A 26,656-nucleotide genomic window follows, 5' to 3' on the forward strand; every position below is an offset into this window, starting at 1 on the left:
CTTCTGACACATTCAGCACAAGGGCCGCGCACATTGCGCGGCCCTTGTGCTGTGTCCGCTCTGTCCTTCTCGGGTTGCGTCGAGATGCCCCGTTCGCTGAATACCTGAATACTTGAGGACATGACCTCAACCGATCCGTCCCACGGTGCCCCGGCCTGGCGTCCATCGACGTCCATCGATGATCTGATCTCCGTTGACGACGAGGGGCGTGCCCTCACCGAACCGCTGCGTGAAGACATCCGGTTGCTTGGCGGTCTTCTCGGTGACGCGATCAGAGAGCACGCGGGCGCCGAGGTTTTCGATCTGGTCGAAGCTGCGCGCGTCGCGGCTTTCAAAATCCGACGCGCCGAGATCGACCGAGATGATCTCGCCGACATGTTCATCGATCTCGACATCGACACCGCGATGCCGGTCATCCGTGCATTCGGTAACTTCGCGCTTCTGGCGAATCTCGCCGAGGACATCCACCGTGAGCGTCGGCGTGCCATTCACGTGCGTGCGGGCGATCCGCCACAGGAGAGCAGCCTTGCGGCCACCTACGCGAAGCTCGCGGCCGCAGACCTGTCCGACGCGCAGGTGGGAGCGGCGCTCGCCGACGCGACGGTTGTCCCGGTGATCACCGCCCATCCGACCGAGACCCGACGTCGCACCGTCTTCGACGCACAGAACCGCATCACCGAGCTCATGCGCTTTCGCGGACGCACCAACCTCACCTCCGACGAGGACGCCGAGGTCATTGAGGCGATCGAGCGCCAGATCCTGACGCTGTGGCAGACGGCACTCATCCGTCTCGAACGTCTCACCATCCAGGACGAGATCCGCTCCGGCCTGCGCTACTACGACGCCTCGTTCTTCGACGTCGTGCCGAAGATCAATACGTCGGTGCGGTCGACACTGCAGGCGGCGTACCCCGACGCGGGCCTGTCCGACGAGCCGATCCTGCGGATGGGCTCGTGGATCGGCGGCGACCGTGACGGCAACCCGTATGTGACCGGCGATGTGGTCGCGTTGGCGACGTCCCTCGCGGCGCGCACCGCGATCGGACACCACCTGTCCGAACTCCGTCTGCTCCGTCAGGAGCTGAGCATGTCGGCGCGGTTGATCGAGACCAGCGGGCGGCTCGTCCAACTCGCGGGTGTCGACGCAGACGATCCGGCAACCGACGAGCCATTCCGGTTGGCACTCAAGCACATTCGTGCGCGACTCGTCGCGACGGCGGAGTCGCTGTTCGGCCCGGACGTGCTGCAGAAGGAGGATCTCGACCTCATCGACGGCAAGCCGCCCTATGCCGACTCCGCCGAACTTCTCGCCGAGCTCGACGTCGTCGACGAAGCGCTCCGCGAGAACCACGACGACGCCATCGCCGACGACCGTCTCCTGCGCCTGCGTGAGGGCGTCAGGACGTTCGGATTCAATCTGTCCGGTCTCGACATGCGGCAGAACTCCGACATGCACGAAGAGGTCGTCGCCGAGCTGCTGGCATGGGCAGGCGTCACACCCGACTACCTGTCGTTGTCCGAGGAGGACAGGGTGGCGGTGCTGTCGGCGGAGCTCCAGGCACGCCGTCCGCTCACCAGGCGCGACTCGGACCTGTCGGAGCTCGCGCGCAAGGAACTCGACATCGTGCGCGCTGCCGCTGTCGCCGTCGCGGCATTCGGCCCGCAGTCGGTACCGAACTACGTCATCTCGATGTGTACCTCGGTCAGCGACATGTTGGAGCCGATGATCCTGCTCAAAGAGGCAGGCCTGATCGACATCGACGACGACGGCAAGCTGGTCTCGACGGTGCGGATCGTCCCGCTGTTCGAGACGATCGAAGATCTCCAGCAGGGCGCCGAAACGCTGCTCGCTGCGCTCGATCTGCCGTTCTACCGTGACCTCGTCGATTCGCAGGCCGGGATGCAGGAGGTCATGCTCGGGTACTCGGATTCGAACAAGGACGGCGGGTACATGGCCGCCAACTGGGCGCTCTATCGCGGTGAGCTCGACCTCGTCGAGGCGGCCAAGAAGGCGGGTATCCGCCTGCGTCTGTTCCACGGCCGCGGTGGCACGGTCGGTCGTGGTGGCGGCCCGAGCTACGACGCGATCCTCGCCCAGCCGCCGGGTGCGGTGCAGGGTTCGCTGCGTATCACCGAGCAGGGCGAGATCATCGCCGCCAAGTACGCGGAACCCGTTGTCGCCGAACGCAATCTGGAGACGCTTCTCGCGGCAACCATCGAGTCGTCGTTGCTCGACGTCGAGGGTCTCGGTGACGAATCGGAACAGGCGTACCAGAACATGGACGAGGTAGCGGCCCTTGCCCGTGCCGCGTACTCGAAGCTCGTGCACGAGACGCCCGGGTTCGTCGAGTACTTCACCACGTCGACACCGCTGTCGGAAATCGGCGCACTCAACATCGGCAGCAGGCCCGCGTCGCGCAAGCAGACCGAGAAGATCTCGGACCTGCGCGCCATTCCGTGGGTGCTGTCGTGGACGCAGTCCCGTGTGATGCTGCCGGGGTGGTATGGCACCGGCACGGCATTCGAGCAGTGGGTCGGCGACGACCCGCAGCGACTCGAGACCCTCCATCGGTACTACGAGAAGTGGCCGTTCTTCCGCACGGTGATGTCGAACATGGCGCAGGTGCTCGCCAAGTCGGACATGGGTCTAGCGCACCGGTACGCGCAGCTCGTTCCGGATGAAGCGTTGCGGGACAAGGTATTCGGAATGATCGTCGACGAGCATGAGCGCACCCTCGCGATGTACGCGAAGATCACCGGCACCGACGACCTGCTGGCCGACAACGCGGCGCTGAAGCGTTCGGTGTACAACCGATTCCCGTATCTCGAGCCGTTGAACCTGCTCCAGGTGGAGCTCTTGCGACGGTTCCGCGCAGGCGACGACAGCCCGCGGGTACGGCGTGGCATCCAGCTCACGATGAACGGGCTGGCGACGGCACTGCGGAACAGCGGCTAGCCAGACCGCCGACCGGGGAACTACACCGCGAGTTTCCCGGCGGCGGCGTCGTCGAGGAACCACACGGTCTCCGACGTCCCGTGCGCTCCGGCACACGGCCAGTCGTCGCGCGACGCCCCCGAATGCGCGGCGGCCACGGCCTCGGCCTTGTCGGCGCCCGACACCAGGAACCACACCGCTGACGACCGGTTGAGCGCGGGGAAGGTCAGCGTGATCCGACGCGGCGGTGGCTTCGGCGAGTTCTCGACGGACACGACTGTCCGCACGTTCTCCGCCGTGGCATCGGTGTGGGGGAAGAGCGAATTGATGTGACCTTCGCCGCCCATCCCGAGCAGGTGCAGATCGAACGCGGGGGAGATTCCGTTATCCGCGTTGGCCGCGAGGACGGTCGCGTAATCCTGTGCGGCAGCCTCGATGTCGTCGCCGAACGGTCCGTCGGACGCCGCCACCGGATGCACTCGGGCCGGGTCGACCGGCACGTGCGCGAGAAGGGCTTCGGTCGCCTGTCCGACGTTGCGTTCGGGGTCGTCGTTCGGAACGAAACGTTCGTCACCCCAGTAGAAGTCGATCCGCGACCAGTCCAGCGGGCTCGTGTCGACCTCGCCTCCCGGTGCCAGAGCGCGCAGAATGCCGATCCCGTTGCTTCCTCCGGTCAGCACCACCGACGCGACCCCACGCTCCTTCTGCGCACGTGACACTATGTCGACGAATCGTGCTGCCGCCGTGGTGGTCAGCATGTCGCGGTCGTCGAACACGAGGGTTTCCGTCGTCATACCGGCGCTCCCTGTGCCTGTAGCTCCACCGCGCCGCGCAGGGCGAGTTCGTACATGTCGTCGGTGTCGAGTCGGCGCAATTCCTCTGCCAGGCAGATCGGCAGGTCGCGGTGCATCATCGCCACGCGGCCGTCGGGTTTGCCCGGGGCGCTCAGTACGGCGTTGCCGTTCTGGTCGATCGACATGACCGTGGTGCCCTCGTCACGGTGAAGGCGTACCTCGAAGCTGCCGATGTTCCGCCGTGTCGGAACGCCGAGCGTCGAAAGAAGCCATCCCGCAAGCAGATCGACGCTCGGGGACGTCGCGGGTCCGGTCACCTCCGCAGCAGTGATCGGGGTATGCGGAGGCCGCTCGACAGCCGACGCGAGCAGCGCTCGCCACCCGGTGATCTGCGTCCACGCGAGGTCGGTGTCGCCGGGAGCGTACGTGGCCAACCTGCGTTCGAGGACCGTCTCCGGGTTCGCCGACTTCGTCGCGTCGAGAATCCGCCGACGCCCGATCTTGCCCATCGTGTCCTTGGCGGGATCCTCGGGCGCCGCACCGGGCCACCACGTCACGATGGGGGTGTCTGGTAGCAGGAACGGAGTCACGACGCTGCGCGGATGATTCGCCAGCTCGCCATGCAGCGTCAGCAGCACGACCTCCGACGCACCCGCATCACCACCGACACGGATCTCCGCGTCGAGCCGCGATTGTTCGTCGCGCGGATCGCAGGAGATCACGATCACCCGGCTCGGGTGTTCGCTACTGGCACCGATGGCCGCCTCGATGGCTGCCTCGGTCGGTTCGCCGTGTTCGGCGACGACCACCAGGGTCAGCACGCGCCCGAGGCTGATGGCGCCTCCGGCCTCGCGGACCATGACGATCTTTTTGGCGACCTCGTTGGTCGTCGTATCGGGCAGGGTGACGATCATCAGTGCCTCCTCGGCGCGGGCGGGGGATGCGGCGAAAACCGGTCGGTCGGCATCGGCCGAGTCGGCGTCAGGGTCGACGCCATGTTCGGCCGGTACGTTCCATCATCTCGTCGGCGGAATCGGGTCCCCAGGTACCCGACTCGTAGGTGTCGGGTCGACCGGACTGCGCCCAGTGCTCGAGGACGGGATCGAGGATCTTCCACGACAATTCGACCTCGTCGTTGACCGGGAACAGCGACGGCTCACCGAGCAGCACGTCGAGGATCAGCCGTTCGTAGGCCTCGGGAGATGCTTCGGTGAACGCCGTGCCGTAACTGAAGTCCATGTTGACGTCGCGGACCTCCATGCTCGACGCGGGCACCTTCGACCCGAACCGCAGTGTGATGCCCTCGTCCGGCTGCACTCTGATCACGAGTGCGTTCTGCGACAGCTCCTCGGTCATCGTCTTGTCGAACGGAAGGTGTGGTGCACGCTTGAAGACCAGTGCAATCTCGGTCACCCTGCGGCCCAAGCGTTTTCCCGTGCGAAGGTAGAAGGGCACGCCCGCCCAGCGTCGTGAATCCACCTCGAGCGCGATCGCCGCGTAGGTCTCGGTGATGGAGTCGGCGCTGAACCCTTCCTCCTCCAGGAGTCCCGGGACCTTCTGGCTGCCCTGCCAGCCCGGCCCGTACTGGCCGCGCGCAGTGTTCTCGTCGAGAGGCAGGATGTTGCTCGTCGCCGAGAGCACCTTGATCTTCTCGGCCTGTAATTGCTTGGGCTCGAACGAGATCGGCTCCTCCATCGCGACCAGCGCCATGAGTTGGAGTAGATGGTTCTGGATCACATCGCGCGCGGCACCGATGCCGTCGTAATAGCCGGCACGTCCGCCGAGGCCGATGTCTTCGGCCATGGTGATCTGGACGTGGTCGACGTAGTGCGAACTCCACAGGGGATCGAACAGTTGGTTCGCGAAGCGCAGCGCGAGAATGTTCTGCACCGTCTCCTTGCCGAGGTAGTGGTCGATGCGGAACACCGACGACTCCGGGAACACGGCATTGACGATGGCGTTGAGTTCTTTCGCCGACTGCAGATCGTGGCCGAACGGCTTCTCGATCACCACGCGGCGCCAGTTGTCGCCCTCCTCGGAGGCCAACCCACTGCGCTCGAGTTGCTCGCATACAGTCGGGAAGGCGTTGGGCGGAATCGACAGGTAGAACGCGTGATTGCCGTCGGTGCCGCGCTCCTTGTCGAGGCGCAACAGCGTTTGCTGCAGACGATCGAACGCGGCGTCGTCGTCGAAGGAGCCCTGAACGAAGCGGAACCCCTCGGACAGCCGCTCCCACACCTCCTCCCGGAACCCGGTGCGGGCATGCTCGCGTACGGCGTCGTGCACGACCTTCGCGAAATCCTCGTCGTCCCAGTCGCGTCGGGCGAACCCGACCAGCGCGAACGAGGGCGGCAGGAGGCCGCGATTGGCGAGGTCGTACACCGCGGGCATCAGCTTCTTGCGTGCGAGATCTCCGGTGACACCGAAGATCACGAGACTGCACGGGCCTGCGATGCGGGGGAGGCGCTTGTCACGTGGGTCGCGGAGCGGGTTCTTCCATCCCTCGGTGCCTGCCACCTACGTCAGCTCTTCTTCGCGGCGGAGAGCTGCTCCTCGGTGGCACCGAGGAGATCGGTCCATGCGTCGACGAACTTCGACACGCCCTCGTCCTCGAGGACCTTGAACACGTCCGAGAAGTCGACGCCGACAGCGGCGATCGCGTCGAAGACCTCACGCGATTCCTGCGCGCGGCCCACGATCGACAACGTGTCGACCCAACCGTGGTCGGCGAACGCGTCCATGGTCTTGCCCGGCATGGTGTTGACGGTGTTCGGTGCGACGAGTTCGCTGACGTAGAGCGTGTCGGCGTAGTCGGGATTCTTGGTTCCCGTCGATGCCCACAGCGCACGCTGCGGCAGCGCTCCCTGTTCCCGGAGTGCGGCGAATCGTGAGTCGATCTCGAACGCCTGCTGGTAGGCGTGGTAGGCCAGACGCGCGTTCGCGAGTGCGGCAGAACCCTTGAGCTGCACGGCCTGTGGCGTGCCGATCGCGTCGAGACGCTTGTCTACCTCGGTGTCGACGCGGGAGACGAAGAACGACGCAACCGAGTGGATCTTCGAGATGTCATGCCCCGCAGCGAGTGCGGCGTCGAGTCCGTTCAGGTAGGCGTCGATGACCTCCTGGTAGCGCTCGACCGAGAAGATCAGGGTGACGTTCACGCTGATGCCCTCCGCGAGGGTGCGGGAGATCGCGGGCAGGCCCTCCTTGGTCGCCGGGATCTTGATCAGCGCGTTGGGACGGTCGACGATCTTCCACAACTCCACGGCCTGCGCGGCCGTGTTGTCGGTGTCGTGTGCAAGGCGGGGATCGACCTCGATCGACACCCGACCGTCGAGTCCGTTGGTGCTGTCAAAGACGGGCTTGAGGACGTCGCAGGCGTTGCGGACGTCGTCGGTGGTCAGCGTCCGGACCGTGCTGTCGACATCGGTGTCGCGTGCGGCCAACTCATTGATCTGGTCGTCGTACGCGGTGCCCTTCGACAATGCGGCCTGGAAGATCGACGGGTTGGTCGTCACGCCGACCACCGACTTGGTGTCAATCAGTTCCTGGAGCTGTCCCGAGCTGATCAGGTCTCGGGACAGGTCGTCCAGCCACACCGAAACCCCGGCTGCGGACAATTCTGCGAGCTTCTCGTTCTGTGTCACGGTTCTCTCCTCCGGCAGTGCGCCCCTTGTGGGGGCGCCTCTAGTGGGTGTGCCTCGGTTGGGATTTCGATGTTCAGTTATGGATCTCGTCCGGCGATCAGCCCGCGACTGCGCGTAGCGACGCCGCGACGACGGCTTCGGCGGTGATGCCGAACTTCTCGTAGAGCACCTTGTAGTCGGCCGATGCGCCGTAGTGCTCGAGCGACACGATCTGGTCGCCATTGCCCACCCAGCGGTACCACGGCATCGCGATACCGGCCTCGACCGAAACCCGCGGCACTGCGGGGGGCAGCACCGAGTCGCGGTAGCCCTGTGGCTGTTCGTCGAACCACTCCATGCTCGGCATGGACACCACACGGGCCGCGATTCCCTTCTCGGCCAGAGTCTTCTGCGCCTCGAGCGCCAACTGCACCTCGGAGCCGGTGCCGATGATGACGACCTGCGCGTCGTCGTCCGAGTCGCTGAGTACGTACGCGCCTGCGGCAACTCCCTCGACCGACGTTCCCTCGAGAACCGGAACGTTCTGTCGGGTGAGCACCAGGCCGACGGGATGGTTGCGACGCGTCAGCAGGTGCGCCCACGCCGCCGCCGTCTCGTTGGCATCAGCCGGACGTACGACGTCGAGGTGGGGGATGGCACGCAGTGCGGCGAGATGCTCGACGGGCTGATGGGTCGGGCCGTCTTCGCCGAGTCCGATGGAATCGTGCGTCCACACGTAGATCGGATCGATCTCCATGAGAGAAGCCAGTCGGACCGATGGACGCATGTAGTCGGCGAACTGCAGGAACGTGCCGCCGTAGGCGCGCGTCGGTCCGTGCAGCACGATTCCGGAGAGCACCGCGCCCATCGCATGCTCGCGGATACCGAAGTGCAGCGTGCGGCCGTAGGGATTGGCCGACCACTTCTTGGTGGAGATCGCGGTCGGGCCGAACGACGCCGCCCCGTCCATGGTGGTGTTGTTCGAGCCCGCGAGGTCGGCCGAACCGCCCCACAGTTCCGGCAGGATGCCACCGAGCGCCGAGAGCACCTTGCCCGACGCCGCGCGGGTCGCGAGATCTTTGTCGCCGGGAGCCCACGTCGGGATCACGTCGCGCCATCCCTCGGGTAGCTCGTGTGCGTGCAGACGGTCGAACAGCTTCTTGTTCTCGGGATTGGCGCTCGCCCAGGCGTCGAACGCCGGCGTCCACGATTCCTTGGCCTCGATCCCGCGCTCGACGAGCTTGCGGGTGTGGCTGATGACCTCTTCGGAGACGTCGAAGTTCTTGTCGGGATCGAATCCGAGGGCTTCCTTGGTCTTGGCGACCTCGTCGGCGCCGAGAGCCGAACCGTGGATGGCGCCGGTGTTCATCTTGTCGGGAGCGGGGTAGCCGATGATGGTGCGCACGCAGATGAGCGACGGCTTGTCGGTGACCTTCTTGGCCGCCTCGATTGCCGCTTCGATCGCCACGACGTCCTCGCCGCTCTCGACCGTCTGCACGTGCCAGCCGTACGCCTCGTAGCGCAGCGGGGTGTTCTCGCCGAGCGCGATGGTGGTGTCGTCTTCGATGGAGATCTGGTTCTGGTCGTAGAACACGATCAGGTTGCCCAGTTCCTGGGTGCCCGCGAGCGAGGACGCCTCGGACGTCACGCCCTCTTCGATGTCGCCGTCGGAGGCGATGACGTAGATGAAGTGGTCGAACGGGCTGGCACCCGGCGCGGCGTCGGGGTCGAAGAGGCCACGTTCGTAACGCGACGCCATGCTCATGCCCACGGCCGACGCGAGTCCCTGACCCAGCGGACCCGTCGTGATCTCGACGCCCTTGGTGTGACGGAACTCGGGGTGTCCCGGCGTCAGCGACTCCCAGGTGCGGAGTGCTTCGAGGTCGGCGAGTTCAAGGCCGAATCCGCCGAGGTAGAGCTGGATGTACTGCGTGAGGCTCGAGTGTCCACACGACAGGACGAAACGGTCACGACCGACCCAGGTGGTGTCGACCGGGTCGTGACGCATGACGCGCTGGTACAGCGTGTAAGCGAGCGGAGCAAGACTCATCGCGGTGCCGGGGTGGCCGTTGCCGACCTTCTGGACGGCGTCGGCGGCAAGAATGCGAGCCGTATTGACCGCACGCGTGTCCACGTCGGACCAGTCCTCGGGGTAGGCCGCCTCGGTGCGTTCGCGGATCTCGTCGGTATCAGCCACGTGTGCCGTCTCCTGTACGTGTTGGTGTGCCTGCGTGATGCGTGTGGTGCTGGTGTGTCGGGCGAACGCCAACTCGCGGGCGTTACGTCCGAGTGCTGATGCAGGGCCTTTCGACCCACGATGACCAGAGTAATCGGCTAGTGCCGTCGGTGTGGGGGGTGGCCGGTAACGATCGTCATGTCAGCCGGTCGTCGCAGGTCGCCGGCGGCGCGGAGCCTCAATTCTTTGATCGAACACCCCAGCGTCTACCATGCTGAGTAGTAGTCGGAAATGCCCGCGAGCCGAATCGTCGGCGGGGCAGGGGAGTTGACGTGAGGATCGGTGAGCGTGTGAGCGGAGATGGTTCCGCCACTTCTCGCGGCACGTCCGAGGTGGATTCTGACCGCCCCGTCAGCGAATCGAACACGACCGTCGGCACGAGTCTCGTCGCTCGCGTTCGCGGCACGGTGATGGCCTATATCGCGCTCACCAAGCCTCGTGTCATCGAATTGCTGCTGGTGGCGACGATCCCGGTCATGCTGCAGGCAGATCGTGGACACGTCGACCTCAGAATCATCGCGTTCACGCTGCTCGGTGGCTGGTTGGGCGCGGCGAGCGCGAACACGCTCAACATGGTCGTCGACGCCGACATCGACAAGAAGATGCGACGCACCGCGAAGCGTCCGCTGGCTCGTCACGCGGTGACGAGAACCAACGCGTTGATCTTCGGATTGCTGCTCTGGGTGGCCTCGTTCGCTGTCCTGTGGTGGTCGGCGAACCTCCTGAGCGCGCTGCTCGTGTCCGCCACGATCATTTTCTACGTCGGTGTGTACACGCTGATTCTCAAGCGTCGTACCTGGCAGAACGTGGTGTGGGGCGGCGCGGCCGGATGTATGCCGACGTTGGTCGGCTGGGCTGCGGTCACTGGTTCGCTCAGTTGGCAGCCGATCGTGCTGTTCGGTGTGATCTTCTTCTGGACGCCGCCGCATACCTGGGCACTGGCAATGCGCTACCGCGAGGACTACAAGGCCGCGGGCGTGCCGATGCTGCCGGTGATCGCCACCGAAGAGCACGTCACCCGCCAGATCCTCATCTACACGTGGCTCACGGTGATCTGCTCGTTCCTGCTCATCGGAGCGGCGAGCTGGATCTACGCCGGCGTCGCCGTGGTGGCGGGCGTGTGGTTCCTCAACCGGGTGCACAAGCTCTATCGCGACACTCGACGCGGCGTCGAGGTGGCACCGTTGAAGGTGTTCCTGCAGTCGAACGAGTATCTCGCGGCCCTGTTCTGCGGACTCGCCATCGACGCCGTGGTCAACCTGCCGACCATCGCCAGCTACTTCTGACGAGTGGCCGCAGGTCGGCGTCACCGCCTCACGGAATGAGTGCGGTGGCTCCCGTTGTGATCCGGTTCTCCAGGTCGGTTTGAGCCTGCGCGGCGTCGGCGAGGCGATACTCCTGACCGACGCGGGCATCGAGGCCGTCGAGAACAGCGTCGAAGTACTCACCCGAACGCCACCGCAATTCGTCGGTGTCGGCGATGAAATGGCCGAGCGTCGGACGCGTCACCGACAGCGAGCCCGCCGGATTGAGTCGCTGGATATCGAACGGTGGGACAGGGCCGCTGGCCGCGCCGAACACGACGACGATCCCGCGGACCGCGGTCGAGGCGAGTGACTGTTCGAAGGTGTCGGCTCCGACGCCGTCGTACACCACCGGGACCCCCTTGCCGTCGGTGAGGTCACGGACCTGACCGACGAGGTCGTCGCCGTATCGCAGGACATGGTCGGCACCCGCCTGCGCCGACAAAGCTGCCTTCTCGTCTGTCGACACGGTGGTGATCACCGTGATGCCACGACGTTTGGCGAGTTGCGTCAGGATCAGGCCGACGCCCCCGGCGCCCGCGTGCAGCAGGATCGTGTCACCGGCCGCTGGGTGTGCACTGCCGTCGAGCGGATAGTGGGCGGTGAGGCCGCGCAGCATCGTCGAGCCCGCCACGACGTCGGGAACACCGTCGGGGACCGGGATGGCACGGGCGGAGCGCACCGCAACGAGTTCGCCGTACGAACCCGGTGCGTCGACCCAGGCGATTCGTTGGCCGGGCTCGAGGTCGGTGACGTCGCTGCCGACCGCGACGATCTCGCCTGCGCCCTCGGTGCCCGGAACATACGGCGGGGTCGACGGGTACATGCCACGCCGTAGATAGGTGTCGATGAAGTTGACCCCGATGGCGGTGGTCCGCGCGATCACCTCGTCACGAGCCGGGATGGGGTCGTCGACGGTCCCGTAGTTGAGCACCTCGGGACCGCCGTGATGTGTCACCTGAATTGCGCGCATGAGTCGTTTCTACACGGCGCCGAATTGTGGCCGTCGCCGGTACCGAACGCCACGCTAGAGGTCCGACTCGCTGCTGGAGTTCCTCGTGCCGACGACCGGCGGATCCACCGACCACGGGAAGTTGATCCACTTGTCCGTGGTGCGCCAGCAGTAGTCGGGAGTCGTGATGGTGTGCGGCTTCTGGAAGATCACCGCATTGCGGACCTCGGCGACGCGCCCCTGCTGTTCGCAGAAGTCGTCGACCAGTTTGAGGGTCTTCCCGGAGTCTGCGACGTCGTCGACGACAAGCACCCGCTGATCGTGCAGGCCGCTGCTCTCGAGTAGTGAGGGGAGCATCACGGGCTCGGACAGCGTCTCACCGATGCCGGTGTAGAACTCGACGTTGAGCGACAGCATCAGCTTGCAGTCGAGCGCGTATGCCATTGCTCCGGCGGGGATGAGGCCGCCGCGAGCTATCCCGATGATGATGTCGGGGACGTACCCGTCGTCTGCGACCATCTGGGCCAGCTCGCGGCAGGCGACGCCGTTGAGTTCCCAGGTGAGGATTTCGCGCTCCTGCGCGGGCGAGTTCATGAACACAACTCTGCCAAGTCTGCGGCTGCCGCACACCTCGGATGGGCCACCGGCCGTCGGTCGGTATGCTCTACAGACCATGAGCGATGTGCAGACCACCGAAAAGGCCGAGAGCTCGACACCGCCGGTCAAGGCGCCCGCCGAGGTCGTCGCCTCGATCAAGAAGTTCGTCGCGGGCGAGGGCGGCGCTGCCAAGGCGGTCCTGCAGCCCATCGGCACCGCCGGGGTACGCATCACGCTCGTCGGCGAGTCCGACGGATACCTCGGCGACCGGGTCGTCGACGACATCGCGACCGCACATGCCGTCGTCGACGCCGTACCGGGCCTCGAGATCGGGGAGTGGGATCGGGAGCTGACGTCGAAGGCAACCGTGTCGCCCGAGCACTATCGCAAGATGGCCGGCTGGGTCGCCCATTCCGAGCACTTCCCCAAGGCGCGCAACAGCGCGATCATCTGACAGTCCAGCAGGCGTGCCCGGTCAGTTGACGGGTGCGTCGCTGACTTCGCGTCGGGTGGAATCCTGCTGATCGCGACCCGCCCGCTGGTCGCTGCCGAACCACAGCACCAGCCAGGTGGCGCCGATCATCAACAGCGCGCTTCCGAGCATGTGCGCGATGACCAACACCATCGGTAGGTCCTTGGCGTACTGAATGCCACCGATCACGCCCTGGAGTGCCAGCAGCCCGACGTAGATGAGCGCGGCGCGGGTCTGGGGCATGCGGAGCACCCGTGCGGTGACGGCGCCTGCCAGTGCAAGACCCACGAGCACGAACACGAAGTCGGCGTGCAGTTGCGTCATCGCGCTCGGATCGAGTCCATTGCGCGGCGCATCGGCATCACCGGCATGCGGCCCCGATCCGGTGACGATGGTCCCGACGTAGATGGTCGCCCAGGTGAGCACGTAGATCAGCCATGAGAGGGCGCTGCCGAGGCGAGCTGCCACGACGTTGGTCGACTTCTCCCGCTCGTACGGAGAGGTACGGAACACCAAGACGGTTGCCGCCGATACCAACGCCATCGACAAGACAAAGTGCAGCGAGACGACCCACGGATTCAGGTCGGTGAGCACGGAGATGCCGCCGATGACAGCTTGGAACGGGATGCCGAGCGCGATGAGTGTCGCCAGCCAGCGGTCGCCGGGCGTCGAGCCGCGTCGGCGGAACACGGCGAGCCATGTGCCGATGGCCACGACGACCAGGACCCAGGTGAGCATCCGGTTTCCGAACTCGATGGCTCCGTGCATCCCGAGCGCCTGATGCGGAACGAAGGAACCGTCGGTGCACTGGGGCCACGTCGGGCAGCCGAGGCCGGAACCGGTGAGACGCACCGCGCCCCCGGTGACGACGATGCCGACGTTGACCACCAGCTGTGCGATTGCCCAGCCGTAGACGAAACGCGCCGTCGGATCTGCGAATCCGGGGACGCGGCCCAACAGGCCACGACGCCGAGTCGTGGTGTCCAGCGATTCGGCATCGTTGGACTCGGGGGAGCGCTCGGTACGGGTTTCTGACGTCGTCATTGGAATCGGAACCACCTCACTGCCAGCGCCGAGCCGACGACGGCCCAGGCCAGCAAAACCACTACGCCGAAGACGTCGACACGTCCGTCGGCAGCTTGTTGTAGCGCTTCGGTCAACGCGCCGGACGGCACGACGCGCGCCACCCACCACACGGAGTCGGGTACGCGCGACGACATCACGACGAGGCTGCCGATGCCCAGCATCGCGAACCACAGGAGATTCGCCAGCGCCAGGACGACCTCTGCCTTGAGTGTTCCGCCGAGCAGCAACCCGAGGGCCGAGAACGCAGCCGTGCCCAGCGCGATGACGAAGGCGCCGATCAGTAGGCCGACGGGTTCGGGACGCCATCCGAATGCAAAGCCGATCGCTCCGAGCAGGATTGCCTGTGCGATGACGACGATGACGACGGCCATCGCTTTGCCCGCGATGATGCCCCACCGCGGAATCGGCGTCGCCCCAAGTCTTTTCAGTGCGCCGTACCGTCGGTCGAACCCGACGGCGATGGCCTGTCCGGTGAATGCGGTCGACATGACCGCGACGGTCAGGATGGCGGGCACGAACGTCGCTGCGCGCTCGGCATTGGTCGTGCCGAGGTCGGTGTCGAGGGGTAGCAGGCACAAGCCGATCAACAGTGTGATCGGGATGAACATGGTCAGCAGGAGTTGCTCACCGTTGCGGAGCAGCAGGGTCAACTCGAGCCGCGTCTGTGCGGCGAGCATGGCGGGAAGCGACGCGGGCTGCGGGTTCGGCGCGAAGGTTCCCGGCGGGAACTGCGACGTCGACCGTGTGCGTGCGGCGGTCATCGACGCAACTCCCGTCCGGTGAGGTCGAGGAAGACGTCTTCGAGGCTGCGGGTCTCGACGCGCAGGTCGGTGGCGAGAACGTTGATCTTGGCGCACCACGCGGTCACCGTCGCCAACACCTGTGGTGTCACGTCGCCGCTGACCAGGTAATTGCCGGGCAGCGGTTCGGTGCACCGATAGTCCTCGGGCAAAGCGAGTTCGAGCATCGTGAGGTCGAGTCCGCGCGGGGCGGTGAACCGCAGTTCGTTCTCGGCTCCGCGGCTGGTCAACTCCGCCGGGGTGCCGTTCGCGACGACCTTCCCGTGGTCGATGATCACGACCTGGTCGGCGAGTTCTTCTGCTTCGTCCATGAGGTGTGTGGTGAGCAACACCGAGACGCCGTCGCCGCGCAGGCGGTCGATGATCTCCCAGACCACCAGGCGTGCCTGGGCGTCGAGTCCCGCGGTGGGTTCGTCGAGGAAGACCAGTTCCGGTCGGCCGACGATGGCGCACGCGAGCGAAAGCCGCTGCTGCTGACCGCCGGAGAGACGTCGGAACGGGGTACGCGCGGCCGATTCGAGACCGAGGGCGCCCAGCAGCCAGTCGGGATCGATGGGGTCGGCCGAGTAGGCGGCGCACAGGCGCAGCATCTCCTCGGCGCGAGCGCCGGGATATGCGCCGCCGCCCTGCAGCATGACCCCGATCCGCGTGCGGAGTCGATCGTTGTCACGCCAGGGATCGAGGCCGAGTACCGACACACTGCCCTCGTCGGCGTGGAGGAATCCCTCACAGATCTCCACCGTCGTGGTCTTGCCCGCGCCGTTGGGACCGAGGAGTGCCAGGACGGTTCCGGTCTCCAGATCGAGGTCGAGGCCGTCGACGGCGGCACGGTCGTCGTATCGCTTCACCAGTCCGCGTACGCGGAGTGCGGCGTCGGGTTCTGTCGTCGCGTCCGTCGATACGGATCCGCGAGGGCGACGATCGGTCATCGGATCGTCTGCCGGAGATGGTGAAGGTGAAGCCGTGCTGCGCACACGCCAAGACTATGCGTTGAGGGGTGCTGGAGAGAAAACGGTGTTCCCTGGGACACCCCCGTGCTCGACGTCGTCACGTGTCGGCGTTCGACGACGACCGTCGGCGTCTGTGCCGGGTGAACGGCAGATCTTCGAAGAACAGCGCGGTCAGGACCGCGACCATGATCACACCGGCGAGCAGTCCTTGCGCGAGCACAACGCCGCTCGTGTTGGAGCTGGTCGGCATGACGACGATCGCGATGATCGCCGACGCCGCGATGCTCAGTACGCGGAACCACGGGCCGGTCGCCCACGCGGCGAGAGGGATGACGGCCCACAGCAGGTACCAGGCCTGCACAAACGGGAAGAACAAGACGACGGTCGCCATCGCGATGCCGAGACCGCCGAGCGGGTGTAGCCGTCCGGCGAGCGTCGCAAGCATCCACCGGACGACGAAGATCGCGGCGATGAGCTGGCCGATCGGTCGTGCGACGTCGAGGATGGCCTGCGTCTGATCGCCGAGGCCGAGCCACACGCCGACCCTGCCCGTGCTCACCGACATCAACGTCGGCATCGACATCCAGGATCTGACGATCTCGCCCGTCGACAGCGTCGTGGTCCAGCCGAAACCGAGCCCTGTGCCAAGACAAATGCCCACGACGACTATGGCGAGAATCACGAAGAGAAAGCCTGCCGACGCCGCGAGTGCGCGCACGGAATCGCGCGAGCGCGACCACCAGGTACTCACCGGAGCATGACGAAGCGCGGGCAGAGTGGCGCCCCACCGTCTCGCGAGGGCGATACCGACGAATCCGAGGGCGAGCATCGATGTGACCTTCACCATGGACGACGCCGCGATCACCGCCGTGCCGGCGATGAGCATCCACCCGGCTTGGGTCGGCCAGAATCCGGATCCCCGCAGCCTCCCGCTGCTGTAGATCCCCGCGAAACACAGCTCCAATCCGACGAGCATCAGGCCGAGCATGAGTGCCTCGTTGTGGATGCCTCCGACGAGGTGCAGGATCACGAGCGGATTCATCGCGCCGAGCCAGAGCGCGGCAACTCCCGACACCCCGCAGCGCCGTGCGAGGCGGGGTAGCGCCCAGACGATCAAGCCCACCCCGAGCAGCGCAACGAGTCGATGCAGGAAGATCGCCGCGGTGATGTTGTCGCCGGTGATCTTGGTGATGCCCTCACCGATCCAGATGAAGAACGGGCCATAGGGCGCGGGGGTGTCTCGCCAGAGATTGGGCACCGATCGCGTCAGGACGTCGTCGACGCCGAGTCCGCGGACGGGGCTCACCGAGTACGGATCCATGCCGCGTTCGGCGATGGCGCTCTGTGCCAGGTACGAGTAGATGTCCTTGCTGAGCAGCGGGGGAGCGACGAGGATCGGGGCGATCCAGAGCAGCAGCGTGCTGTCGGCCTGGCGGCGGGTCATGCGCCGCTGCGGGCTTCGACCTTCGAGCACCTCCACGCTGAACCTGCCGACCGCGAAGCGTCCGATCATCAGCCACGCGACGACGAGCATCAGCGTTCCGCCGATCGACATCGTCAGCGCCGTGCTCCACATTCGGGACGGCAGCGACAGGAGGCGCATCCCGGCGACTGGATTCTGCAGCACGGGGATCTGGCCGGTACCCAGCGAACCGATCAGCAGCAGCACCGAACCGGTGGCTCCGAAAATCTTGATCCGGAAGAGGCGTCGATTCTCTTCCGCGTTGAGTGGGCCGACTTCCTGCTCGGTCTCGTGCAGTGTCGCCACCGACCGGCCGTAGCCGCCGGGCGTATCGGAATCCGTGTCGGCTGGTCGGGCAGACTTCAGCCCGAGGTACGTCGCGGCACGACGCAGGACACTGGTTTCAGGCACGAGACGACTGTAATGGTTGCCGCCTCGCGGTCCTCCGACGCCGCACCTGAGCATCGTGCGGGCCAACCCCTTAGGTCACCCTTGCTGGAAGCCGGGAAGCAATTACGTCACACTGGCGTTGTGAAAACCATGCGGAGTGATGCAGTGCTGTCTGCCGACAGCGCCCGTCCCGGTGTGGTCGCCGATCCAGGAGCCATGCATGCCGACGGGCAGACGCGTGCTGCCGTGGTGTCGCTGCTCGTCGAAGACGGGCCGCTGACCGCGGGAGAGATCGCCGAGCGGTTGGGTATCAGTCCAGCAGGCGTGCGTCGTCATCTCGACGCGCTCGTCGATGCCGGTGATGCCGAACACGCCTCGCCCGGTTTCGGCCGGGGCGGCGAGCGCGGTCGGGGCAGGCCTGCGAAGTGGTTCCAACTGACGGCGACAGGCCGCGGAAAGCTTCAACACGCATACGACGATCTCGCCGGAGCTGCGATGCGCAAACTCCGCGACATCGCCGGCGAGGAAGCGATCGGTGAGTTCGCGCGCGACCGCATCGAGGGCATCGTCGACGGGGTACGTCCCGTCGCGGAGTCCGGTTCTGTCGCCGACACCGTCGAAGAGATCGCCGACGCCCTCACCAGCGCGGGTTACGCCGCCAACACCAGGTTGGTCGGCTCCGGCGTCCAGATTTGCCAGCATCACTGCCCCGTGGCACATGTCGCGGCGGAGTTCCCCGAGCTCTGTGAGGCAGAAACCGCGGCGTTCACCGAGCTTCTCGGTACGCACGTACAACGTCTCGCGACGATCGCCAACGGCGATTGCGCGTGTACAACGCATGTCCCCCTGATGATCGGCGACAACCAGCCCGGCAATGACGCCGTCGCCGACCCGAAGCAGACGAGTCGAAAGGCCCAGCGATGACAGTTACAGATGGACAGGCTCCATTGACCCAAGAGGAGACCATCGCCTCACTCGGCACGTACGGATACGGGTGGGCCGATTCCGACGTCGCAGGAGCGAGCGCGCAGCGTGGACTCTCCGACGCCGTGGTCGCCGACATCTCGTCGAAGAAGAGCGAACCGGAGTGGATGCTCGAGAACCGCCTCAAGGCGCTGCGCATCTTCGACCGCAAGCCCATGCCGCACTGGGGCGCCGAGCTCGACGGCATCGACTTCGACAACATCAAGTACTTCGTGCGCTCGACCGAGAAGCAGGCCGCTTCCTGGGAAGACCTGCCCGAGGACATCAAGAACACCTACGACAGGCTCGGCATCCCCGAGGCCGAGAAGCAGCGCCTCGTCGCTGGTGTCGCCGCTCAGTACGAGTCCGAGGTGGTCTACCACCAGATCCGTGAGGACCTCGAGCAGCAGGGCGTGATCTTCCTCGACACCGACACCGGTCTCAAGGAGCATCCCGAGCTCTTCCGCGAGTACTTCGGATCGGTCATCCCGGCGGGCGACAACAAGTTCTCCGCGCTGAACACCGCGGTGTGGTCGGGCGGATCGTTCATCTACGTGCCCCCGGGCGTGCACGTCGACATCCCGCTGCAGGCCTACTTCCGGATCAACACCGAGAACATGGGCCAGTTCGAGCGGACGCTGATCATCGTCGACGAGGGTGCCTACGTGCACTACGTCGAGGGTTGTACCGCGCCGATCTACAAGACCGACTCGCTGCACTCGGCCGTGGTCGAGATCATCGTGAAGAAGGGCGGACGCTGCCGCTACACCACCATCCAGAACTGGTCGAACAACGTCTACAACCTGGTCACCAAGCGTGCCAAGGCTGAGGCGGGCGCCACGATGGAGTGGATCGACGGCAACATCGGCTCGAAGGTCACGATGAAGTACCCGGCCGTCTGGCTGACGGGCGAGTATGCCAAGGGCGAGGTGCTCTCCGTCGCATTCGCCGGCGAGGGTCAGCATCAGGACACGGGTTCCAAGATGGTCCACCTCGCGCCGCACACCTCGAGCAACATCGTCTCCAAGTCGGTCGCGCGTGGCGGTGGACGAGCCTCCTATCGCGGCTTGATCAAGGTCAACAACGGTGCGCACGGCAGCCGTTCGACGGTGAAGTGCGACGCACTGCTCGTCGACACCATCAGCCGTAGCGACACCTACCCGTACGTCGACATCCGCGAGGACGACGTCACGATGGGCCACGAGGCCACCGTCTCCAAGGTCAGCGACGATCAGCTCTTCTACCTGATGAGTCGCGGACTGACCGAGGACGAGGCGATGGCCATGGTCGTGCGTGGATTCGTCGAGCCCATCGCGAAGGAACTCCCGATGGAGTACGCACTCGAACTCAACCGCCTCATCGAACTTCAGATGGAAGGAGCCGTCGGCTGATGGCTGATCCGACAATCCCGGTCTCGGTTCCGGGCAGCACAGTCGCGCCCGTCAACAAGGGCGAACTGTTCACCTCATTCGACGTCGAGGCGTTCGAGGTTCCCAGCTCGCGTGAAGAGGCGTGGCGATTCACCCCGTTCCGACGCTTGCGCGGCCTGCACGACGGCAGCGCGACGGCCGACGGACAGGCAACTGTCTCGGTCACCGGCGCCGGTGACGGCGTCACCGTCGAGACCGTCGGGCGCGACGACAAGCGACTCGGACAGGGCGGAGTCCCGTTCGATCGCATTGCGGCGCAGGCATATTCGTGCTTCGACGAGGCCACGGTCGTCACCGTCGCCCGCGAGGTCGAGGTCGCCGACCCGATCGTGGTCACGCTCGAGGGTCCCGGCGTCGACAAGACGGCGTTCGGTCACGTGCAGATCCGCCTCGAGGCATTCGCGCGCGCCGTCGTCGTTCTCGATCAGAAGGGCAGCGGAACCTACGCGGAGAACGTCGAATTCATCGTCGACGACCAAGCCGCGCTGACGGTCGTCAATGTCCACGACTGGGCCGACGACGCCGTGCACGTCGCAACGCACCACATCAAGGTGGGTCGCGATTCCGTGCTGCGTCACTTCGCGATCAGCCTCGGCGGCGACCTCGTCCGCCTCTCACCGCTGGTCCGCTACGCGGCGCCGGGCGGCGACGTCGAACTCTGGGGTCTGTACTTCGCCGATGCCGGACAGCATCTCGAACAGCGACTCCTCATCGACCACAACCAGCCGAACTGCCGCTCCAACGTGGTGTACAAGGGTGCGCTGCAAGGAGATCCGTCCGGCGACCGCAGTCGTGAGGCGCATACGGTCTGGATCGGCGACGTGCTGATCCGTCCGGAAGCCGAGGGCACCGACACCTTCGAGCTCAACCGCAACCTGCTGCTCACCGACAACGCGCGTGCCGACTCGGTGCCGAACCTCGAGATCGAGACTGGCGAGATCGTCGGTGCGGGCCACGCCAGCGCCACCGGCCGATTCGACGACGAGCAGCTGTTCTACCTGCAGGCCCGCGGCATTCCGGAAGACCAGGCCCGACGCCTCGTCATCCGTGGATTCTTCGGCGAGGTCATCGCCAAGATCACGGTGCCCGAACTGCGCGAACGTCTCTCCGCCGCAATCGAACACGAACTCGAGATCTCCGGCGCCTGATCGCGCTGATCGAGACCGAACCCGCTGATCGAGACTGAACCCGCTGATCGAGCTTGTCGAGATCACCCAGCCCCAGAAAGAAAGCCACATGAGCACACTCGAAATCCGTGACCTGCACGTCGACGTCGCGCAGTCCGACACCGACGCCGAGCCGATCCACATCCTCAAAGGCGTCGACCTCACCGTGAAGTCGGGGGAGACCCACGCATTGATGGGCCCCAACGGCTCCGGCAAGTCGACGCTCTCCTACGCCATCGCCGGCCACCCGAAGTACACGGTCACCAGCGGGTCCATCACCCTCGACGGTGAGGATGTGCTGGAGATGAGTGTCGACGAGCGCGCCCGCGCGGGCCTGTTCCTCGCGATGCAGTACCCCGTCGAGGTTCCCGGCGTCTCGATGTCGAACTTCCTGCGCACCGCGGCGACCGCCGTCCGTGGCGAGGCTCCCAAGCTGCGCCACTGGGTCAAGGAGACCAAGGAAGCGATGACCGCGCTCGACATCGATCCGTCGTTCGCCGAGCGCTCGGTCAACGAGGGCTTCTCCGGTGGCGAGAAGAAGCGCCACGAAATCCTGCAGCTCGACCTGCTCAAGCCGAAGTTCGCGATTCTCGACGAGACCGACTCCGGCCTCGACGTCGACGCCCTGCGCGTTGTCAGCGAGGGCGTGAACACGTACAAGGCGGAGGAGAACGGCGGCATTCTGCTGATCACGCACTACACGCGAATCCTGCGCTACATCAAGCCGGACTTCGTGCACGTGTTCGTCAACGGTCGCGTCGTCGAATCCGGTGGCCCCGAACTGGCCGACGAGCTCGAAGAGAACGGTTACGTCCGCTTCACGACGGCTGCTGCGGCGGGCTGAGCCATGTCGACGGAGACCGTGGCCGAACAGGCTTCGACGCTCGACGTCGACGCCATCCGTGCCGATTTCCCGATTCTGTCTCGCACCGTGCGCGACGGAAAGCCGTTGGTCTACCTCGATTCCGGTGCCACCTCGCAGCGTGCGGTCCAGGTGCTCGACGCCGAGCGTGAGTTCCTGACGACCCACAACGCCGCCGTGCATCGTGGTGCGCATCAGCTCGCCGAGGAGGCCACCGACGACTACGAGGGCGCCCGCGAGAAGATCGCCGCCTTCGTGGGTGTCACCGCAGCCGAGACGGTGTTCACGAAGAACGCCACCGAGTCGCTGAACCTGGTCACCTACACGCTCGGCGACGACCGCAGCGCACCGCTGTTCGGAGGCCGACAACTCGGCGAGGGCGACACGGTCGTCATCACCGAGCTCGAACACCACGCGAATCTCGTTCCGTGGCAAGAGCTGTGCCGACGCACCGGCGCCACCCTGCGCTGGTACGGCGTCACCGACGACGGTCGCATCGACCTCGAATCACTCGAGCTCGACGACACCGTGAAGGTCGTCGCGTTCACGCACCAGTCCAACGTGACCGGTGCCGTGGCCGACGTCGACGAGTTGGTTCGCCGCGCACGTGCTGTCGGTGCGCTCGTCGTGCTCGACGCCTGCCAGTCGGTTCCGCACATGCCCGTCGATTTCCGTGCCCTAGACGTCGACTTCGCGGCGTTCTCCGGACACAAGATGCTCGGACCGTCGGGCGTCGGCGTGCTCTACGGCAAAGCAGAGCTTCTGGCCGCGCTGCCGCCGTTCATCACCGGTGGATCGATGATCGAGACCGTCACGATGGAGGCAACCACCTACGCCGATCCGCCTCAGCGATTCGAGGCAGGCGTGCCGATGACCTCGCAGGTCGTCGGACTGGGTGCAGCGGTCGACTACCTGTCGGCGATCGGGATGGATGCTGTTGCCGCGCATGAGCATTCGCTCGTCGAGCATGCATTGCGCTCGCTCGGTGAGATCGATGGACTGCGCATCATCGGACCGAACACGACCGAAAACCGTGGCGGTGCAGTCTCGTTCGTCGTCGACGGCATTCACGCACACGACCTCGGGCAGATCCTCGACGACGAGGGTGTCGCGATCCGCGTCGGACATCATTGCGCGTGGCCGCTGCACCGACGTTTCGGAGTTGCCGCGACGGCTCGTGCGTCGTTCGCGGTGTACAACACGCACGATGAGGTCGACGCTCTCGCCGCAGCAATCGTCAAGGCGCAGAAGTTCTTCGGGGTCGTCTGACATGCGTATGGAGCAGATGTATCAAGACGTGATCCTCGATCACTACAAGCACCCGCACGGCCGCGGGCTGCGCGAGCCGTTCGGCGCAGAGGTCCATCACGTCAACCCGACATGTGGTGACGAGGTGACCCTGCGCGTGGCGCTGTCCGACGACGGCAACACTGTCACCGACATCTCCTACGACGGGCAGGGCTGCTCGATCTCGCAGGCGTCGACATCGGTGCTGTTCGACCAGCTCGAGGGTGCCAGCGTCGACGACGCGCTGGCCACGGTCGCGTCGTTCAACGCGATGATGACTTCGCGCGGCTCCGACGAGGGCGACGAAGACATCATCGGCGACGGCATCGCGTTTGCCGGAGTGAGCAAGTATCCGGCACGCGTCAAATGTGCACTGCTGGGCTGGATGGCGTTCAAGGACGCCCTGGCCCAGTCGGTGGAAGAACGTGAATCAGAACAGGTGGAAGCTCCATGACCGAACAGCCTTTGGCAGATACTGCCGCAGTCGAGACACCCCCTGTCGAGACGCCCGCGGCTGACGCGCCCGTGAGCGCGCCGAGCACCTCGTTGCCCCAGCTCGAGGACGTCGAGGAAGCGATGCGCGACGTCGTCGACCCCGAGCTCGGAATCAACGTCGTCGATCTCGGACTCGTTTACGGCATCGAGGTCACCGACGACGCGGTCGCCAAGATCGACATGACCCTGACGTCGGCGGCGTGTCCGCTGACCGACGTCATCGAGGACCAGTCACGCGCAGCGCTCATCGGCAGCGGTCTGTGCACCGAGTTGGAGATCAACTGGGTGTGGCTGCCGCCGTGGGGCCCCGACAAGATCACCGACGACGGCCGCGAGCAGCTACGCGCGCTGGGCTTCACCGTCTGAGCCGTCGGAGACACGGAGGCGCGAGGACACGGTGACAGGACGCCCCGGTGCCTGAACACATGGACGAACCCGAAGGACGGTTTCGTCGTGTCCGCCGCTGGAAGCCGCCCACGTACGAGACGCGCGTGGAGAAAATGATCCGCGAGGCCACCGAGCGGGGCGAGTTCGACAACCTGCCGGGCATGGGCAAGCCGCTCGACCTCTCCGATACCGACGACCCCGACTGGTGGGTCAAGCGCAAGATCCGCGACGAAGGACTTGATTCGACGGCCCTGCTGCCCGCCTCGCTGCAACTCCGCAAAGAGGCGCAAGGGTTTCCCGACTCCCTGGCCGACATCGCCGACGAATCAGCGGTGCGCGATATCCTCGCCGACTTCAATCGCCGTGTACGCGAAGCACATCTGACCACGCGGGCCGGACTCCCGTCGGTCGTCACTGCCCACGTCGTCGACGTCGACGAGATCGTCGAGCAGTGGCAGGCGCTCAGGCAGGGGCGTCGGTGACCCTGACGGCACCGCTCGCCTGACCGGTCACACGTCCGACCAGCCGTGACCGGTCGCCGCACCGCGCGCGATCGTCATCTTGGTTCGCATTCCGACGCCCTTGACCACGCGGCCCATCGCCTCGAGTGTGCCCGCGAGGTTGTCGCGCTCGCTGAGGTAGCTGCGTTGGGCGCTGATCGGCATGGTGAAGAAGGCGTCGAAGAAGTCGAGGGTCTGCTCGGCCGAGAGGTCCAGCAGTGCCGACAGACCGCGGATTCGGAGTTCGTGTACCGAACGTGCCGATGCCGGCCACAGCGCGGCCTTCGGGTCGTCGCCGTCCGCGATCGCGACCGCGACGGTGTCGGCACAGGCGAGTGAGGTGGCGACGCTGTAGCCCGTCGTCGGATTCTTCATCCCGCCCGCAGCGCCGAACCGGAAGACCGGGTCCTTCCACGGCGTCGTCGACGCGCCGACGAGCGGAAAGTTCACCACCTCGGTGCGGAGCACGGTCGGTTCATGGTCGCCCAATCGAAAGCGCAGGCGGTGTTCGAGGTCTGGGATCGACAGCGCGGGATGCCCTGCGAGACAGGTCTCTTCGAGCAGCACAGTCCCATCACCGAGCGGCACGGCGTAGAGAAACGACGGTAGTGGTGAGCCTGCGGCACCGAGCTGGCGAGGACTCGCCCAGTCCATGAGCAGCGCGCCCGCGCCGCCGAGTACCGCCTCCGCGTCCTTCGCGTCGACGATGATCCCGAACGCGGTCTGGTACGGGGCGTCGTGCGGCAGCGCACCTCGACAGTCGACGATCTGATCGGCCCGGACGACCGAACCGTCAGCGCACACCACCCGATCAGCCGACACCGACGTCGCGGCCGACGCCACCAGCGCCACCCCGTCGAGGTTCAATTCGGTTGCGAGAGCGACATTGTCGAGAACCGTGTATCCGCGGGCGATCTCGTGACGGGTTCGCGCAGACACCTGCACGGCGTCGGTCTGCGCTGCTATGGCGTTGTCGCTCAACCAGTTCGGCAGTTCGTCGGTCCATGCCGCATAGGTGGCGTGCCACGCCCTGTCGGGGTGCGGATCGATGAGAGTGGTATCCACCCCGTGGTGGCGTAGGCGGTGGGCCAGGCCCCTGCCCGCCGGACCGCCGCCGACCACCGCCGCCGAACGGGACACGGTCACATCGATCCGGTGGCCAACAGTCCGCCGTCGACCTGCAAGGTCTGACCGGTGATCCACGACGCGTTGTCGCTGACGAGGAAGGCGGCAGCCTGCGCGATGTCTTCCGGGTTGCCGAGTCGGCGCAGCGGGTAGCCGGCAATCGCGCGTTCTTCGTTGTCGCCAGCGATGAGTGCGTCGGCGAACTTCGTCTTGACGATGGCGGGCGCGATCGCGTTGACGCGGATCTGCTTGGGCCCGAGTTCCCACGCGAGCTCCGCGGTCAGGCGGATCAACGCGGCTTTCGACGCCCCGTAGGCGGCGATGACTCCGGTGGAGCGGATTCCGGCGACCGAGGCGATGTTGAGCACAGCTCCTCCTGATTCGGCCATGCCCGCCCGATATGCCTCTTGCACGAACCCGAGGGCGGCGACCACGTTCGTGTCGAAGATCTTGCGCACCGCGTCGAGATCGGCGTCGACGAGCGGCCCATACGTCGGGTTGATTCCCGTGTTGTTGACCAGTATGTCGATTCCGCCACCGAGCCGCACCGCGTTCGCAACGGCGTCGGCTCGATGAGCGGCGTCGCCGGTATTGCCGGGACAGATGTCGACCTTCGCCCCGTCAACCGCAGTCCGGATCGACTCGGCTGCCTGCTGCAGCGGTTCGGGTTTACGGCCGGTGATGACCACCGTGGCGCCTCGACGGGCGAGTTCGGTGGCGATGGCCAATCCAATGCCGCGGCTCGCGCCGGTGACGAGTGCGGATCGCCCGGTGAGATCGGGTGTCGGCAACATTCCGGTGGGTTCAGCTGTGCGTTCGGTCACCCTGCCACCGTATCGAG

General features: G+C 65.8%; 24 protein-coding genes. 11 read left to right on the top strand and 13 right to left on the bottom strand.

What is annotated here, in order from left to right:
* Positions 1-120: 120 nt before the first annotated feature.
* Positions 121-2,955 carry a phosphoenolpyruvate carboxylase gene (gene ppc, locus ABW18_RS01965; protein WP_049697297.1) on the top strand — a complete coding sequence of 945 codons (2,835 nt, stop codon included), beginning with the start codon at positions 121-123 and terminating at the stop codon, positions 2,953-2,955.
* 20 nt (positions 2,956-2,975) lie between these two features.
* Here the strand turns inward: ppc and pgl are convergent, their stop codons facing one another.
* The 5 genes from pgl to tkt form a co-directional block, all read right to left on the bottom strand.
* A complete protein-coding gene (gene pgl / locus ABW18_RS01970) occupies positions 2,976-3,728 on the bottom strand; it encodes a 6-phosphogluconolactonase (RefSeq protein WP_049697298.1) in 753 nt (250 codons plus the stop codon).
* Positions 3,725-4,642 (bottom strand): glucose-6-phosphate dehydrogenase assembly protein OpcA, encoded by a 918-nt coding sequence (locus ABW18_RS01975; RefSeq protein WP_049697299.1) that lies wholly within the window; start codon positions 4,640-4,642, stop codon positions 3,725-3,727. Before ABW18_RS01975 ends, pgl begins: the two co-directional genes overlap by 4 nt.
* A 67-nt stretch (positions 4,643-4,709) precedes the next feature.
* The gene (zwf, locus tag ABW18_RS01980) at positions 4,710-6,245 is read right to left on the bottom strand and encodes a glucose-6-phosphate dehydrogenase (RefSeq protein WP_049697300.1); all 1,536 of its coding nucleotides are present in this window, start codon (positions 6,243-6,245) and stop codon (positions 4,710-4,712) included.
* A gap of 5 nt (positions 6,246-6,250) precedes the next feature.
* The gene (gene tal / locus ABW18_RS01985; protein WP_049697301.1) at positions 6,251-7,372 is read right to left on the bottom strand and encodes a transaldolase; all 1,122 of its coding nucleotides are present in this window, start codon (positions 7,370-7,372) and stop codon (positions 6,251-6,253) included.
* A gap of 97 nt (positions 7,373-7,469) precedes the next feature.
* The gene (tkt, locus tag ABW18_RS01990; RefSeq protein WP_049697515.1) at positions 7,470-9,548 is read right to left on the bottom strand and encodes a transketolase; all 2,079 of its coding nucleotides are present in this window, start codon (positions 9,546-9,548) and stop codon (positions 7,470-7,472) included.
* Between the two features lie 311 nt (positions 9,549-9,859).
* Here tkt and ABW18_RS01995 point away from each other — a divergent pair, with 311 nt between their 5' ends.
* On the top strand, positions 9,860-10,873 hold the full coding sequence (locus ABW18_RS01995; RefSeq protein WP_152929978.1) for a heme o synthase: 1,014 nt from the start codon (positions 9,860-9,862) through the stop codon (positions 10,871-10,873).
* A 28-nt stretch (positions 10,874-10,901) separates the two neighbouring features.
* On the opposite strand, the gene ABW18_RS02000 is transcribed toward ABW18_RS01995, so the two are convergent.
* The gene (locus ABW18_RS02000) at positions 10,902-11,864 is read right to left on the bottom strand and encodes a quinone oxidoreductase family protein (protein WP_049697302.1); all 963 of its coding nucleotides are present in this window, start codon (positions 11,862-11,864) and stop codon (positions 10,902-10,904) included.
* A gap of 54 nt (positions 11,865-11,918) precedes the next feature.
* Positions 11,919-12,437 (bottom strand): phosphoribosyltransferase, encoded by a 519-nt coding sequence (locus ABW18_RS02005; RefSeq protein ID WP_049697517.1) that lies wholly within the window; start codon positions 12,435-12,437, stop codon positions 11,919-11,921.
* A gap of 79 nt (positions 12,438-12,516) precedes the next feature.
* Between ABW18_RS02005 and ABW18_RS02010 the strand changes: the two genes are divergently transcribed.
* Positions 12,517-12,894 carry a hypothetical protein gene (locus ABW18_RS02010; protein WP_049697303.1) on the top strand — a complete coding sequence of 126 codons (378 nt, stop codon included), beginning with the start codon at positions 12,517-12,519 and terminating at the stop codon, positions 12,892-12,894.
* Positions 12,895-12,915: 21 nt separating this feature from the next.
* Here ABW18_RS02010 and ABW18_RS02015 read toward each other — a convergent pair whose 3' ends face one another.
* The 4 genes from ABW18_RS02015 to mptB form a co-directional block, all read right to left on the bottom strand.
* A complete protein-coding gene (locus tag ABW18_RS02015; RefSeq protein ID WP_049697304.1) occupies positions 12,916-13,956 on the bottom strand; it encodes a COX15/CtaA family protein in 1,041 nt (346 codons plus the stop codon).
* Positions 13,953-14,759 carry an ABC transporter permease gene (locus ABW18_RS02020; RefSeq protein ID WP_049697305.1) on the bottom strand — a complete coding sequence of 269 codons (807 nt, stop codon included), beginning with the start codon at positions 14,757-14,759 and terminating at the stop codon, positions 13,953-13,955. The genes ABW18_RS02015 and ABW18_RS02020 overlap by 4 nt, the downstream gene beginning before the upstream one ends.
* The gene (locus tag ABW18_RS02025) at positions 14,756-15,727 is read right to left on the bottom strand and encodes an ABC transporter ATP-binding protein (protein WP_049697306.1); all 972 of its coding nucleotides are present in this window, start codon (positions 15,725-15,727) and stop codon (positions 14,756-14,758) included. Before ABW18_RS02025 ends, ABW18_RS02020 begins: the two co-directional genes overlap by 4 nt.
* A 118-nt stretch (positions 15,728-15,845) precedes the next feature.
* The gene (gene mptB / locus ABW18_RS02030; protein ID WP_200903194.1) at positions 15,846-17,621 is read right to left on the bottom strand and encodes a polyprenol phosphomannose-dependent alpha 1,6 mannosyltransferase MptB; all 1,776 of its coding nucleotides are present in this window, start codon (positions 17,619-17,621) and stop codon (positions 15,846-15,848) included.
* A gap of 129 nt (positions 17,622-17,750) precedes the next feature.
* Between mptB and ABW18_RS02035 the strand changes: the two genes are divergently transcribed.
* From ABW18_RS02035 to ABW18_RS02070, 8 genes are all read left to right on the top strand, one after another.
* Positions 17,751-18,524 (top strand): helix-turn-helix transcriptional regulator, encoded by a 774-nt coding sequence (locus ABW18_RS02035; RefSeq protein ID WP_049697308.1) that lies wholly within the window; start codon positions 17,751-17,753, stop codon positions 18,522-18,524.
* Positions 18,521-19,954: a Fe-S cluster assembly protein SufB gene (gene sufB, locus ABW18_RS02040; protein WP_049697309.1), complete on the top strand. Its 1,434-nt coding sequence runs from the start codon at positions 18,521-18,523 to the stop codon at positions 19,952-19,954. The genes ABW18_RS02035 and sufB overlap by 4 nt, the downstream gene beginning before the upstream one ends.
* On the top strand, positions 19,954-21,141 hold the full coding sequence (gene sufD / locus ABW18_RS02045; protein ID WP_049697310.1) for a Fe-S cluster assembly protein SufD: 1,188 nt from the start codon (positions 19,954-19,956) through the stop codon (positions 21,139-21,141). The genes sufB and sufD overlap by 1 nt, the downstream gene beginning before the upstream one ends.
* Positions 21,142-21,229: 88 nt before the next feature.
* Entirely contained in the window at positions 21,230-22,003 is a 774-nt protein-coding gene (gene sufC / locus ABW18_RS02050; RefSeq protein WP_049697311.1) for a Fe-S cluster assembly ATPase SufC, read from the top strand.
* A 3-nt stretch (positions 22,004-22,006) separates the two neighbouring features.
* The gene (locus ABW18_RS02055) at positions 22,007-23,290 is read left to right on the top strand and encodes a cysteine desulfurase (RefSeq protein WP_049697312.1); all 1,284 of its coding nucleotides are present in this window, start codon (positions 22,007-22,009) and stop codon (positions 23,288-23,290) included.
* 1 nt (position 23,291) lies between these two features.
* On the top strand, positions 23,292-23,762 hold the full coding sequence (sufU, locus tag ABW18_RS02060) for a Fe-S cluster assembly sulfur transfer protein SufU (RefSeq protein WP_049697313.1): 471 nt from the start codon (positions 23,292-23,294) through the stop codon (positions 23,760-23,762).
* Positions 23,759-24,169, top strand: a complete 411-nt coding sequence (locus tag ABW18_RS02065; protein ID WP_049697314.1) for a metal-sulfur cluster assembly factor — start codon at positions 23,759-23,761, stop codon at positions 24,167-24,169. The genes sufU and ABW18_RS02065 overlap by 4 nt, the downstream gene beginning before the upstream one ends.
* Before the next feature lie 59 nt (positions 24,170-24,228).
* The gene (locus ABW18_RS02070; RefSeq protein WP_049697315.1) at positions 24,229-24,672 is read left to right on the top strand and encodes a DnaJ family domain-containing protein; all 444 of its coding nucleotides are present in this window, start codon (positions 24,229-24,231) and stop codon (positions 24,670-24,672) included.
* A gap of 27 nt (positions 24,673-24,699) precedes the next feature.
* Here the strand turns inward: ABW18_RS02070 and ABW18_RS02075 are convergent, their stop codons facing one another.
* Positions 24,700-25,836: a lycopene cyclase family protein gene (locus ABW18_RS02075; protein WP_049697316.1), complete on the bottom strand. Its 1,137-nt coding sequence runs from the start codon at positions 25,834-25,836 to the stop codon at positions 24,700-24,702.
* Positions 25,833-26,609: an SDR family oxidoreductase gene (locus tag ABW18_RS02080; protein ID WP_049697518.1), complete on the bottom strand. Its 777-nt coding sequence runs from the start codon at positions 26,607-26,609 to the stop codon at positions 25,833-25,835. Before ABW18_RS02080 ends, ABW18_RS02075 begins: the two co-directional genes overlap by 4 nt.
* Positions 26,610-26,656: the final 47 nt, after the last annotated feature.

Origin of the sequence: Gordonia jacobaea, from assembly GCF_001186365.1 — a bacterium.
GTDB classification, from domain to species: Bacteria; Actinomycetota; Actinomycetes; order Mycobacteriales; family Mycobacteriaceae; genus Gordonia; species Gordonia jacobaea.